Origin of the sequence: Halopseudomonas salegens, assembly GCF_900105655.1 — a bacterium.
In the GTDB taxonomy this organism is placed as follows: Bacteria; Pseudomonadota; Gammaproteobacteria; order Pseudomonadales; family Pseudomonadaceae; genus Halopseudomonas; species Halopseudomonas salegens.
This window is the reverse complement of the sequence record NZ_LT629787.1, coordinates 3,378,151-3,391,086: the sequence shown is the minus strand read 5'-3', so window position 1 is coordinate 3,391,086 and position 12,936 is coordinate 3,378,151. Positions and strand designations below refer to the sequence as shown.

Here is a 12,936-nt window from a genome sequence, read left to right as displayed (position 1 = left end):
TACAAGCAGACGCGGTGGACATACAGGACTCGCCGCCAGCAACCGCATGCCTGACTATTTCCCCGGTCAATCCGGGGCAATCAGGCTTGCGTCATCCGGCAGCAGTGCGCATGCTTGAGGGCTGCCTTGATTGTTACCAGGAACCTTGTCATGACCGAATCCACTGCCCGCCCCTTTCGTTGTCAGATCATGCCGCGCTATACCGATCTGGATACCTGGCGGCATGTGAATAACACCCGCGCCTATCATATCCATCAGGAAGCGCGTATGCAGGCGCATATGCACCGCTTCGGCCCGGATGCCTGGTTTGCCGATGGCCTGTGTCTGCGTCCACAGCGCTGTCTCACCGATTACCGTCAAATCAGTTGGTACGGCCAGCCGCTGGAGGCAGAAGTGACCTTGCTCGGGTGTGATCGCCAACAGTTCCACCTGCGCAGCCAGCTGTACCAGAACGGCGAGCTGGTCGGCATCCAGGATGCCTTTATCGGTGCGTACGATCAGGGTCGCTGGGTGGATCTGCCGGCTGCGATCCATCAACAGTTGCAGTCTGAGTGCTCTGCCCCGGTTTCCCGCGACCAGCTACCGGACAACGATTACAAGAGCCTTGCCAGTCAGGCGCACAACTTTCCGGTGCGTCAGCAACTGACCCCGCGCTACGCTGATCTGGATGCTGACAGCCTGCGCAGCGAGGCGGGTCTGGCCCGCTACATGGAGCAGGCGCGCTTCGGTGGTATTCGCCAACTCGATATGCAAGGCCTGGGTATCCTGATTGCCCGTGCCGATATCAGTTATTGCAACTTCCGTCCGGGATGGCACGCGGTCGAGCTGGCCTCAGGCATCAGCCGTATCGGTAATACCTCATTCGTTTTTACCGGCTGTGCGCTGGACAAGGATGAAGTCCAGGCTGCGGCCAACAGCGTGATGGTGGTGATCAATCCGCAAACCAACCGTCCTGCACCAATTCCGGCAAGCCTGCGGGAACAACTGCAAGCCTGGTCGATATAACCGGGGGCGACTCGCGCGACTTGGGTGTCCTGTTTACAATAGGGCCTTTGCATAGCTTTCAATCTGGCACGGAGTGGTCTGTGGAGCAATTCAAGGGTGCCGTGGCGATCGGTTTTCTGCGCCTGTTTGCCTGCCTGCCATTTGCCCTGGCACAACGCCTGGGTGCACTGGTTGGCTGGGCGATGTATCAGTTCCCGAATCGCGAGCGTGAGGTCACCCGCATCAACCTGCAGCATTGCATGCCTGAACTGGAGCCTGCAGAGCGTGAGCGCCTGGTACGCGAGACCATGATCCAGAGTGGGCGTACATTTGCCGAAAGCGCCTGCGCCTGGATATGGAAGCCGGAGAAAACCCTGAAACGGGTCAAACAGGTGGAAGGTGAGCATCTGCTGCATGAAGCACTGGACGGCGACAAGGGCGTGGTCTTTATCACCAGCCATCTGGGTAACTGGGAAGTACTCAACCACTGGTACAGTCTGCACTGCGCCCCGGTCGGCTTTTATCGCCCGCCGAAGCTCAAGGCGATTGATGACTTGCTGCGCCGGCAACGTGCCCAGCTGGGCAACCGCTTGGCCCCATCAACCCGCGAAGGGATCAGTATGGTCATGCGTGAAGTGCGTCAGGGCGGTGCGGTCGGTATTCCGGTGGATCCGGAGCCGGCCCGCAAAAGCGGCGAGTTCGTACCCTTTTTCGCTATTCAGGCGTTAACCAGCAAATTTGTGCCCAACCTGTTAAAAGGTGGCCAGGCCCGTGGCGTGTTTTTGCATTGCGTCCGGCTGGAAGATCATTCAGGATTCAAGGTGATTGTCGAGCCGGCACCCGAGGCGATGTACAGCGCCGATGCCGAGACCGCTGTTGCCAGCATGAGCAGTGTCCTGGAGCGCTATGTGCGCCAGTGGCCAAGTCAGTACATGTGGAGCATGAAGCGTTTCAAGAAGCGCCCGCAAGGCGAAGAAGAGTGGTATTAACGCCACCGTTCAGGAGTGAAACATGGCTGACCAGCGGCAATATCCCCGCACCATGATGCAGGCACGGATCAAGATCACCCACCCGGACGTGGGTGAGGTCTTCGGCTTTACCCGGGATTTGTCTGACGGCGGTGTCTTCGTTGAGAACGCTGAACTGGCTGCATTGCCGCCGGGTACCGAGGTAGAAGGCCAGGTGCAGGGTATGCCAATCGAAGCGCCGATCCTGCGCATGCGAGTGATGCGCTCGGTGCCCGGGGATGGTGTCGGGTTGGCGTTTGTGGATGACGAATAGGCAACTCAGTTTCCCTGTGCAGCAGGTCCCCTTACCGCCGCCAGAACATCGGTGTCAGAATCACCAGCAGGGTAAACACCTCGAGCCGGCCCAGCAGCATGGAAAAACTGAGAATCCATTTTACCCCGGCTTCCAGATCACCGTAATGCGTGGCTACCTTGCCCAGACCCGGGCCGAGATTGTTCATGCAGGCCGCCAGGGCTGAAAACGCAGTGACAAAATCCAGCCCGCTGCTGAGCAGCATCAGAAACATCACCGCAAAGGTGAACACGTAGACCGCGCAGAAACCCCACACCGCCTCCACAATCCGGTCCGGCACCGCACGCCCCCCCAGCTTGACCGGAAATACCCCGCGCGGGTGCAGCAGGCGCTTGGTTTCGCGTGAGCCCTGTTTGTACAGCAAGAGTACCCGGATCACCTTCATGCCACCGCCGGTGGAGCCGGCACAGGCGCCCATAAAACTGGCATACAGCAGCAGAAATGGCAGCAGTGTCGGCCAGAGCGAGAAATCGGTGACGCCAAAGCCCGTAGTCGTGGTTATCGATACTACCTGGAAGGCGCTGTAGCGCAGTACCGTCCAGGTATCGTAATACTCGAAATGGATCAGTACGGCAGTACACACCAGAAACAGGGCACCCAGCACACTGACATAGGCACGGCACTCCGGGTCCTGCCAGTAGTGTTTGATCGATTTCTGGCGCCAGGAGAGAAAATGCAGGGCAAAGTTGATGCCCGAGACCAGCATGAACAGAATGCAGATGCTTTCGATCAGCGCGCTATCGTAATAACCAATGCTGGCATCGTGGGTGGAGAAACCACCAATGGCTACAGTGGAAAAACTGTGGCCGATAGCATCAAAGAGCTCCATCCCGGCGGCCCAGTAGGCCAAGGCACAGGCCAGGGTCAGACCGGCGTAGATGAACCAGAGTACCTTGGCGGTTTCGGCGATGCGCGGCGTGAGCTTGTTCTCCTTCAGCGGGCCGGGCATTTCTGCCCGGTACAACTGCATGCCGCCAACGCCGAGCATCGGCAAGATGGCAACCGCCAGAACCACGATCCCCATGCCTCCCATCCATTGCAGCATCTGCCGATAGAACAGCATGGCGCGGGGCAGGTCATCCAGCCCGGTGAGCACCGTCGCCCCGGTCGTCGTGATGCCTGAAAAGGATTCAAACACGGCGTCCGGCACGCTCATATCCAGCAGGAACAGCGGTATGGCGCCAAACAGGCCGAGTACCAGCCAGAACAGTACGGTAATCAGGTAGCCATCGCGGGTACGCAATTCCTTGCGTTGTCCCTTGACCGGCAACCAGATCAGAAAACCGACCACGATGGTAATCAGGAAGGAGGTGGTAAAGGCTTCAAGGGCCGGCTCGCCGTACCAGAAGCCAACCAGCGCCGGCAGCAGCATGCTGCTGGAGAACAGCATGACCAGAATGCCAAGAATGCGCTGAATCTGAAAATATTGCATGCCGCTGCAAGCCTCAGGCCGGTCGGAAAGGGTTCAGAAGAAAGTCAGTCCGACCTGGAACAGGCGTTCCACATCGCGAATATGTTTCTTGTCGATCACAAAGAGCACCACATGATCATCAGCCTCAATCACCGTCGAGTCATGTGCAATCAGCACTTCTTCGTCACGCACGATAGCACCAATGGTTGTGCCTGGTGGCAGCTTGATATCCCGGATCGGCTTGCCGATCACCTGCGATGAGCGCGCATCACCATGGGCGATCGCTTCGATGGCCTCTGCCGCCCCGCGGCGCAATGAGTAAACATTGACGATATCGCCGCGGCGCACGTGGGTCAGCAAAGTACCGATGGTGGCCTGGGAGGGAGAAATGGCAATGTCGATTTCGCCGCCCTGGACCAGATCGACATAGGCCGGGTTGTTGATCAGCGCCATCACCTTGCGTGCGCCCAGCCGCTTGGCCAGCATGGCTGACATGATATTGGCTTCGTCGTCATCGGTCACTGCGCAGAAAATATCGACTTCTTCGATATTCTCTTCGATCAGCAGCTCCTTGTCCGAGGCGCTGCCGCTGAGTACCACGGTGCGATCCAGGTTCTGTGCCAGATAGTCGGCTCGGGCCGGATTTTTTTCGATTATTTTCACCCGATAGCGATTTTCGATGGCCTCGGCCAGACGCTCGCCGATATTGCCACCGCCGGCAATAATGATGCGTTTATTGCTCTTTTCCAGCCGTCTTAGCTCACTCATGACCGCGCGAATATCCGGCGTCGCAGCGACAAAGAAGACCTCATCGTCGGCTTCAATCACGGTATCGCCCTGCGGCAGAATCGGGCGGTTCTTGCGGAAAATGGCTGCGACCCGGGTATCGACTCCGGGCATGTGTTGGCGCAAAAAACGCAGTTCCTGACCGACCAGCGGACCACCGTAATAGGCGCGCACGGCCACCAGCTGCACCTTTCCATCGGCAAAATCCAGCACCTGAAGCGCCCCGGGGTTATCGATCAGCCGTTTGATGTAGTTGGTGACCACCTGCTCCGGGCTGATCAGCACATCGATAGGCACCGCCGCGTTCTTGAACAGGCCTCCGCGGGTCAGGTAGGCCGATTCACGCACCCGGGCGATCTTGGTGGGCGTCTTGAACAGGGTGAAAGCAACCTGACAGGCAATCATGTTGGTTTCATCACTGCTGGTCACCGCGATCAGCATGTCGGCATCATCTGCCCCGGCCTGGCGAAGCACCGTGGGAAAGGAACCACGACCCTGAACGGTGCGAATATCCAGCCGGTCGCCCAGCTCACGCAGGCGCTGGCCGTCTGTGTCGATCACGGTAATATCATTGGCTTCGCTGGCCAGCTCGGCGGCAACACTGGCGCCGACCTGGCCAGCACCCAGGATGATGATTTTCATGGTGCAGACTCCATTGGCCGCTGCGCGGAAGTAGAACTGGCGGCAATTTTTACCAGTTTGGCCAGATAAAAGCCATCATGCCCATTTTCCTGCGGAAATAACTGCCGGCCATGCTGGTCGGCCAGGCCGGCACCAACCGCCACCGACAACTCCCGGGCGCCCGGCTGGCGCTGCAAGAAGGCGGCAATCACGTCACGGTTCTCTGCCGGCAGTACCGAGCAGGTGGCATAGACCAGAATGCCGCCAACCGACAGGGTCTGCCACAAGCGATCGAGGAGTTCGCCCTGAAGTTGGGCCAGGGCGGCAATATCATCCGCCTTGCGCGTCAGCTTGATATCCGGATGGCGGCGAATCACGCCGGTGGCGGAACAGGGGGCATCGAGCAGAATGCGGTCAAATGGCTGGCCATCCCACCAGGCAGCCAGATCACGACCGTCGGCGGCTTTGAGCTCTGCCGAAAGGCCCAGGCGTTGCAGATTGTCTGCCACCCGTTGCAGGCGCGCCGGCTCCAGATCCAGTGCCAGTAAATGACCCAGGTGCGGTTGCAGCTCGGCAATCTGTCCGGTTTTGCCACCGGGTGCACAGCAGGCATCCAGCACGCGTTGGCCGGGTTTCAGTTCGAGCAGCGGCGCAGCCAGTTGCGCAGCTTCATCCTGCACACTGACACAACCGGCGCTGAAGCCGGGCAATTGGGTGACATCCTGCGGGGTATCCAGGCGAATGCCCTGGGCAGCATGCTCGCAGGCGCTGGCGGCAATGTCGACGGCAGTCAGTTGCGCCAGATAGTCAGCCCGTGACTGGCGCAGCGGGTTAACCCGCAGGATAAGTGGCGGGTGGCCGTTGTTGGCCTGGCAGATACTTTCCAGTTGTTCAGGCCAGTCAGCACTCAGACGTTTGTAGAGCCAGCGGGGGTGCGCCAGACGAAGATGAGGTTGCTGATCGATACTGGCCAGCAGCTCGCCTTGTTCACGCTGCACCCGGCGCAACACGGCATTGATCACCCCCTTGGCCCAGGATTTCTTCAGTGCACTGGCCTGATCCACGGTTTCCCCGATAGCGGCATGGGGCGGGATGCGGGTGTAAAGCAGCTGGTAGCAACCCAGCAGCAGCAGAAGCTGAATATCCAGATCGGCTGGCTTGAACGGCTTTTCCAGACAGCGACTGGTCAACGCCATCAGTCGTGGATACCAGCGTGCCGTGCCGAAGGCCAGCTCCTGGACCAGCGGCCGGTCACGGTCGGCAACTCTGGTTTGCTGCTCGGGCAGGCTGCTGCCCAGTGAGGCTTTGCCTTGCAAGACGGGCAGTAGGGCGCGGCAGGCGGCCAGCCGGGGGCTCACTGACCGTTTTCCAGCAGCAGGCCGGGAGTAAACTGGTCGCGGCGCGCGTTATACAGATCAGCAAAGGTCAGAGGTTTGCCCCCGGGAAGCTGCATTCGGATCAGGCGCAGCGCACCGTCTCCACAGGCGACCACCAGGCCATTACGGTCAGCAGCAAGGATTTCGCCGGGCTGGCCACTGGATGGGTTATCGCTCAGCTCGGCAGCCCACAGCTTTATGACTGTGTCCTGCAAGCGTGCCTGGGTCAGCGGCCAGGGATTGAAGGCACGAATACGATCAACCAGAACAGCAGCGGGCAGTTGCCAGTCGATCAGGCCGTCGGCCTTGCTCAGCTTGTGCGCATAGCAGGCCTGGGCATCATCCTGCACTTCCACTGACAGCGTCCCCTGTGCCAGACCGTTGATCGCTTCCGGCAAGGCCGTCGCGCCCAACAGCGCCAGGCGATCATGCAGGCTGCCACCGGTATCTTCCGGACTGATTGCGGTCTGTTGTTTGAGTAGCATGGGACCTGTATCCAGCCCGGCTTCCATCTGCATGATGGTCACCCCACTTTGGCTATCCCCGGCCTCGATAGCACGCTGGATGGGCGCTGCACCCCGCCAGCGTGGCAACAGTGAAGCATGACTGTTGATACAGCCCAGGCGCGGAATATCCAGCACTGATTGCGGCAGAATCAGCCCGTATGCCACGACCACCATCAGGTCCGGCTTCAGCGCGGCCAGCTCGGCCTGCGCCTCGGGACTCTTCAGGCTGGCGGGTTGAGACACCGGCAGTTCATGCTGGAGTGCAAGTTGCTTGACTGCGCTCATGGCCAGTTTGTGGCCGCGTCCAGCCGGACGATCAGGCTGGGTATATACGGCAACCACATTCAGTTTGGCGTCAAGCAGGGCTTGCAGGTGAGCGGCGGCGAAGTCTGGAGTGCCGGCGAAGATCAAACGTAGGTCAGCAGCGTTCATGGCGCCTCGTAAACAAAAGGCTTGCCGAAGCAAGCCTTGCTGTCTGGTTGGAAAGCCTCAAGCGCTGGCCTGGGTACGGTGAATCTTTTCCAGCTTCTTGCGGATGCGATTGCGCTTGAGATTGGACAGGTAATCAACAAAGAGCTTGCCGTTCAGGTGGTCGCATTCATGCTGGATGCACACGGCGAGCAGGCCTTCCAGCACACGCTCGAAGGGTTGGCCGTCACGCCCCAGGGCCTTGACCCGAACACGTTCCGGACGCACCACGTTCTCGTAGAAGCCGGGTACGGACAGGCAACCTTCCTGCATTTCTTCCAGCTCGTCAGTCAGTGGCTCAAGCTCCGGATTGATAAATACCAGGGGCTCGCTGTTGTCGTCAGACACGTCAATCACGATGACGCGTTCATGCACGTTGACCTGTGTGGCCGCGAGGCCAATGCCCGGCGCAGCATACATGGTCTCGAACATGTCATCGACTAACTGGCGAATACGCTCGTCTACTTCCGCCACCGGTTTGGCCACGGTACGCAGGCGCGTATCGGGAAATTCAAGTATTGTCAAAATAGCCATAGCGGTTTTTACTGCATTTGTGGAATAAATCCAGTGGGTGCTGCTAAGATGGCTAGCAGCTAGGAAATCAACAGGTCCGGCAAAGTGCGTCGTCTCGGACCAGGATGCTGGCCTCTATAATAAAGGGATTCATGTCATGAGGAAAACACTAGTCGGCCTCCTTTTGCTGTCAATGAGCTTTTGGGCCATGGCGCAGGAGTCTGTTTTTAGAGACGGTCACCCGGAGCAGTATACCGTGGTGCGCGGGGATACACTCTGGGATATTGCCGGGCGCTTTCTCAGCCTGCCCTGGAAATGGCCGGAAATCTGGCACGCCAATCCGCAAATAGACAATCCGCATCTGATCTACCCGGGTGATGTTGTTTCACTGGTCTACATTGATGGTCAGCCGAGACTGACTGTGGCGCGAGGTCAGGGCGGAACCATTCGACTGTCGCCAGGTGTTCGCAGCACCCCGGTTGCCGAAGCCATTCCGACCATTCCCCTGGAAGCGATCAATGCCTTTCTCCAGGCCGGACGCATTCTGGACGATCCTGCGACCATGGAGCAGGCTCCCTATGTGATTGGTGGCCAGGCGGAAAGTGTCATTCAGGGCGCTGGTGGTCGGGTATATGCCCGTGGCGAAGTCGACGACAACAGCCGTGCCTTCGGTATTTACCGTCGTGGCAGCAGCTACACGGATCCGCAAACCGGCGAATACCTCGGTCTGCATATTCAGGATATCGGCAACGCCAATGTACGTGCGATTGATGAGGATATCGTTACCCTGGATATTAGCCGCAGCCGTCAGGAAGTTCGCATTGGCGATCGTCTGCTGGAGACTGAAGAGCGTCCGGTGGCCTCGACTTTTTTCCCCAGTGACCCGAACACCAGCATTGATGGCGTGATTCTGGATGTGCCCAATGGCGTGACCCAGATCGGTCTGTATGATGTCGTGATCATCAACAAGGGTGCCCGTGACGGCCTGGAAGAAGGCAATATTCTGGCTATCCACAAGACCGGTGAACTGGTGCGTGATCGTATCCAGAACGAGCGTGTACGCCTGCCTGCCGAGCGTGCCGGCCTGCTCATGGCTTTCCGCGTCTATGACAAGATGAGCTATGGTGTTGTGGTTAACGCCAGTCGCCAGATGGCGATCATGGATGAGGTTCGCAACCCCTGAGTCATCGGCTGGCATCAGCCAGCCATGTGGTACTGCAAAGCCCGTCCGATGACGGGCTTTTTTCCTTTTAAACGATCAAGGATGATCTGCCATGTCTTGTCTTTCCCCCGGTCAGCGTCGCTGGTTGCTGCTTGCCCTGTTGCCCGGTCTGGGGCCACGATCGCTGCAGCGCCTGCGTGAACAACTGACTGACCTCACTGCTGTGTTTGATCTCGCACCAGCCAGCCTGCGTGCATTGGGGCTGCGGCCAGCCACGGTCGACGCACTGCTCGAATTACAGCAGGGAAACAGTGCGTTACCCCAGCGGCTGGAGGTTGTTGAGAACTGGTTGGCAGACAGTACCAATCACCTTTTGTGCCTGAATGAGCCCGGATACCCTGCCCAACTGAACGAAATTGCCGACCCGCCTCTGGTGCTTTTTGTCCGCGGCAATCGGGCGTTGCTGGAGGACCCGCAGTTGGCCATGGTTGGCACCCGTCATCCCAGCCCGCGCGGTGGCGGTACGGCGCGCGCTTTTGCCGAGGCCTTTGCGCAGGCTGGTCTGACCGTCACCAGTGGCATGGCATTAGGTATTGATGCCGCCGCCCATCAGGGCGCACTGGATGGCGGTGGCCAGACGGTGGCTGTCTGGGGTACCGGCTTGCAGCGTTGCTATCCGAAACGCCATGCGCACCTGGCTGAACGCATCGTTGAGCAGGGTGGAGCCCTGGTGTCGACATTCTGGCCGGATATGGGACCGCAACCCGGACAGTTTCCCACTCGAAACCGAATTATCAGCGGGCTGAGCCTCGGTACGCTGGTGGTCGAGGCCAGCCTCAACAGCGGTTCCCTGATTACCGCTCGGCTGGCACTGGAGCAGAATCGTGAGCTGTTTGCCATGCCTGGCTCCATCCATAACCCGCAGGCTCGCGGCTGTCACCGGTTGTTGCGTGATGGCGCTCACCTGGTGGAGTGTGTGCAGGATGTGTTGCAAGTCTTGAAGCTACCCCTGGTCGCTGCCCTGAGTGCCAGTCAGGCCGCTGCAGCGGGTCCCGCAGCCAGGCAAGATCCCTTGCTTCGCTGGTTGGATAGCGAGCCGGTAACCGCCGATTGGCTCAGCCTGCAAACTGACTTGCCGGTGCATCAGGTGTTGCAACGTCTGATGGAGCTGGAACTCGACGGTCAGGTCATCAACAGCCCGCAGGGTTATTGCCGGCAAGCTACTTGAGCTTGTGCTGGCAACCGGCTAGTGTCGCCCCATAGGCCGGTTCTTGTTGCCGGTGCGAATGTTGAGGAGTTGGCATGCTGGCGGACTGGCGGTGTAACAGAGTGGCGCAGATCGTGCGCGAAGGTGGCGTGATTGCCTATCCGACCGAGGCCGTCTGGGGCCTGGGTTGCGATCCCTGGCAGGCAGACGCGGTGGAATATCTGCTGGCGCTGAAGGCGCGTCCGGTCAGCAAGGGCCTGATTCTGGTCGCGGGTGATATCGATGAATTCGATTTCCTGCTCTGGGATCTGCCGGAAGGCCAACTGGCCAAATTGCGCCTGTCCTGGCCGGGGCCGAATACCTGGCTGGTGCCGCACCAGGGCCGCCTCCCGCTCTGGGTCACCGGTGAGCACGCTACCGTCGCCCTGCGGGTCAGTGACCACCCGTTGATTCGTCAGCTGTGTGCCCGCACCGGGCCGCTGGTTTCGACGTCAGCCAACCCCTCCGGCCGCCCGGCGGCGCGCACACGCTTGCGCGTAGAGCAGTATTTTCACCAGCAACTGGACGCCATCGTACCCGGGTCCTTGGGTCGCCAGCGTAACCCCAGTATCATCAGGGACCTGCGTACCGAACAAGTCATCCGCCCTGCCTGAGAGAGTCTGCCGTGAAGGATATGCCCAGTCCCACCGATGTTGCCGCCGTCAAAAGCTATTTGATGGACCTGCAGGAGCGTATCAGTCGCGCCTTGGCCGCCGCTGACGGCACGGCAGACTTCCGCGAGGACGAGTGGCAGCGCCCCGGTGGTGGCGGTGGTCGCTCGCGGATTATCGAAAAGGGGGCGGTACTGGAGAAAGGCGGTGTGGGTTTTTCCCATGTCTTTGGTGACGGCATGCCGCCTTCTGCCACTGCGCACCGGCCTGAACTCGCCGGGCGCAGCTTTCAGGCCATGGGCGTGTCTCTGGTCATGCACCCGGAAAACCCGCATATCCCCACATCGCATGCCAACGTACGGTTTTTCATTGCCGAAAAGCCCGATGCCGACCCGGTCTGGTGGTTCGGCGGCGGCTTTGACCTGACGCCCTACTACGGTAATGAAGACGACTGCGTGCACTGGCACCAGGTCGCCCACGACGCCTGCGCGCCCTTTGGTGCCGAGGTCTACCCCCGTTTCAAGCAGTGGTGCGACGAGTACTTTTACCTCAAGCACCGCAACGAGGCCCGGGGTATTGGTGGGCTGTTCTTCGATGACCTGAATGAGTGGGGGTTTGAACGCTGCTTCGAGTTCCTGCGCGCCATTGGCGACGCCTACCTTGACGCTTACCTGCCGATTATCGAGCGCCGTCGCCACCTGGCCTATACCGCCGAGCAGAAAGCCTTTCAGGAATACCGGCGTGGTCGTTACGTGGAATTCAATCTGGTCTGGGATCGCGGCACCCTGTTCGGCCTGCAGACCGGCGGACGCACCGAGTCGATTCTGATGTCGCTGCCGCCAACCGTGCGCTGGGCTTACAACTGGGAACCGGAGCCGGGCAGCGAAGAAGCGCGCCTGGTCGAGGAGTTCCTGCCGCCGCGTGACTGGCTCAAGGGGGCAACATAATGGACCAGTATGCGGTTATCGGTAACCCGATCGAGCACAGCAAGTCACCGCAGATTCATGCCCTCTTTGCCCGACAAACCGGACAGGATCTTGAATACCGCGCCCTGTTGGCACCGCTGGATGACTTTGCCGGCACCTTGCGTGATTTTCTGGCGACCGGTCTGGGCGTCAATATTACCGTACCCTTCAAGGAGCAGGCCTGGTCGCTGGTGGACCAGCACACGCCGGCGGCGGAACGCGCCGGCGCGGTGAATACCATTCAGCGCTTGCCCGATGGCACGCTCCTGGGCGACAACACCGATGGCAAGGGGCTGGTGCGCGATATTGAGGTAAACAACCAGCTGCCGCTCAAGGGGCTGCGTATTCTGTTGGTGGGTGCCGGTGGTGCGGCACGCGGGGTGATTCAGCCCTTGTTGGCGGCAGGGCCGGAGCAACTCTGCGTGGTCAACCGTACCGTGAGCAAGGCGGAGGAACTGGCTACCCTGTTCGCTGATCTGGGGCCTATCAGTGCGGCGGGCTTTGAGTGGATCGAGGAGCCGGTGGATCTGATCATCAATGCGACGTCAGCCAGTCTTGGCGGCAGCGTCCCAGCCATTTCTACCCACCTGATCAAGCCCGGCCACACGGTCTGCTACGACATGATGTATGCCAAAGCCCCCACCGCTTTCAATCGCTGGGCTGCCGAGCACGATGCGGCACGCTGTATCGATGGGCTGGGCATGCTGGTCGAACAGGCTGCCGAGGCTTTTTTGCTCTGGCGCGGTGTGCGGCCTGAGACTCAAGCAGTTTTGGAAGCTTTGCGATAGGAATATTTAATGTGTGCAGGGTTGCCGAGTTGGCGTACTGCCCGGCTGGACACGCCGTAAATACTTCCCTGTAGGCTCGTAGATGCCATCCCTGGCATCTAACGGTCCAGCCGGGCAGTACGCCAACTCGGCAGTGTAGTCCGTGCATTCTTCTAACCTCACCCCCACCTTCCAGCTTT

Annotated in this window: 13 protein-coding genes; 8 read left to right on the top strand and 5 right to left on the bottom strand. The window is 59.7% G+C overall.

Annotated features, from left to right (window positions below; genetic code table 11):
* Positions 1-150: 150 nt before the first annotated feature.
* The 3 genes from BLU07_RS15695 to BLU07_RS15685 all read left to right on the top strand — a co-directional run bounded on the left by BLU07_RS15695 (position 151) and on the right by BLU07_RS15685 (position 2,265).
* Complete coding sequence (locus BLU07_RS15695) at positions 151-1,005, top strand: acyl-CoA thioesterase (protein WP_092388806.1); 855 nt, start codon at positions 151-153, stop codon at positions 1,003-1,005.
* 80 nt (positions 1,006-1,085) lie between these two features.
* Positions 1,086-1,973: a lysophospholipid acyltransferase gene (locus BLU07_RS15690; protein WP_092388804.1), complete on the top strand. Its 888-nt coding sequence runs from the start codon at positions 1,086-1,088 to the stop codon at positions 1,971-1,973.
* Positions 1,974-1,995: 22 nt separating this feature from the next.
* A complete protein-coding gene (locus BLU07_RS15685) occupies positions 1,996-2,265 on the top strand; it encodes a PilZ domain-containing protein (protein WP_092388801.1) in 270 nt (89 codons plus the stop codon).
* A gap of 31 nt (positions 2,266-2,296) precedes the next feature.
* On the opposite strand, the gene BLU07_RS15680 is transcribed toward BLU07_RS15685, so the two are convergent.
* Genes BLU07_RS15680 through def form a run of 5 tightly spaced genes read right to left on the bottom strand, consistent with a single transcriptional unit; the run spans position 2,297 to position 8,006 of the window.
* Positions 2,297-3,736 (bottom strand): TrkH family potassium uptake protein, encoded by a 1,440-nt coding sequence (locus BLU07_RS15680; protein ID WP_092388799.1) that lies wholly within the window; start codon positions 3,734-3,736, stop codon positions 2,297-2,299.
* Positions 3,737-3,769: 33 nt separating this feature from the next.
* A complete protein-coding gene (trkA, locus tag BLU07_RS15675; protein ID WP_092388797.1) occupies positions 3,770-5,143 on the bottom strand; it encodes a Trk system potassium transporter TrkA in 1,374 nt (457 codons plus the stop codon).
* The gene (rsmB, locus tag BLU07_RS15670) at positions 5,140-6,480 is read right to left on the bottom strand and encodes a 16S rRNA (cytosine(967)-C(5))-methyltransferase RsmB (protein WP_092388795.1); all 1,341 of its coding nucleotides are present in this window, start codon (positions 6,478-6,480) and stop codon (positions 5,140-5,142) included. The genes trkA and rsmB overlap by 4 nt, the downstream gene beginning before the upstream one ends.
* Positions 6,477-7,436: a methionyl-tRNA formyltransferase gene (fmt, locus tag BLU07_RS15665; protein WP_092388793.1), complete on the bottom strand. Its 960-nt coding sequence runs from the start codon at positions 7,434-7,436 to the stop codon at positions 6,477-6,479. The genes rsmB and fmt overlap by 4 nt, the downstream gene beginning before the upstream one ends.
* A gap of 57 nt (positions 7,437-7,493) precedes the next feature.
* On the bottom strand, positions 7,494-8,006 hold the full coding sequence (def, locus tag BLU07_RS15660; RefSeq protein ID WP_092388791.1) for a peptide deformylase: 513 nt from the start codon (positions 8,004-8,006) through the stop codon (positions 7,494-7,496).
* Between the two features lie 136 nt (positions 8,007-8,142).
* Between def and BLU07_RS15655 the strand changes: the two genes are divergently transcribed.
* The 5 genes from BLU07_RS15655 to aroE all read left to right on the top strand — a co-directional run bounded on the left by BLU07_RS15655 (position 8,143) and on the right by aroE (position 12,757).
* Positions 8,143-9,168 (top strand): LysM peptidoglycan-binding domain-containing protein, encoded by a 1,026-nt coding sequence (locus BLU07_RS15655; protein WP_092388789.1) that lies wholly within the window; start codon positions 8,143-8,145, stop codon positions 9,166-9,168.
* 91 nt (positions 9,169-9,259) lie between these two features.
* Positions 9,260-10,375, top strand: a complete 1,116-nt coding sequence (gene dprA / locus BLU07_RS15650; protein ID WP_092388787.1) for a DNA-processing protein DprA — start codon at positions 9,260-9,262, stop codon at positions 10,373-10,375.
* 74 nt (positions 10,376-10,449) lie between these two features.
* Entirely contained in the window at positions 10,450-11,007 is a 558-nt protein-coding gene (locus BLU07_RS15645) for an L-threonylcarbamoyladenylate synthase (RefSeq protein WP_092388785.1), read from the top strand.
* 20 nt (positions 11,008-11,027) lie between these two features.
* Positions 11,028-11,951 (top strand): oxygen-dependent coproporphyrinogen oxidase, encoded by a 924-nt coding sequence (gene hemF / locus BLU07_RS15640; protein WP_092388783.1) that lies wholly within the window; start codon positions 11,028-11,030, stop codon positions 11,949-11,951.
* Positions 11,951-12,757, top strand: a complete 807-nt coding sequence (gene aroE / locus BLU07_RS15635) for a shikimate dehydrogenase (protein ID WP_092388781.1) — start codon at positions 11,951-11,953, stop codon at positions 12,755-12,757. The genes hemF and aroE overlap by 1 nt, the downstream gene beginning before the upstream one ends.
* The last annotated feature ends 179 nt before the right edge of the window (positions 12,758-12,936 follow it).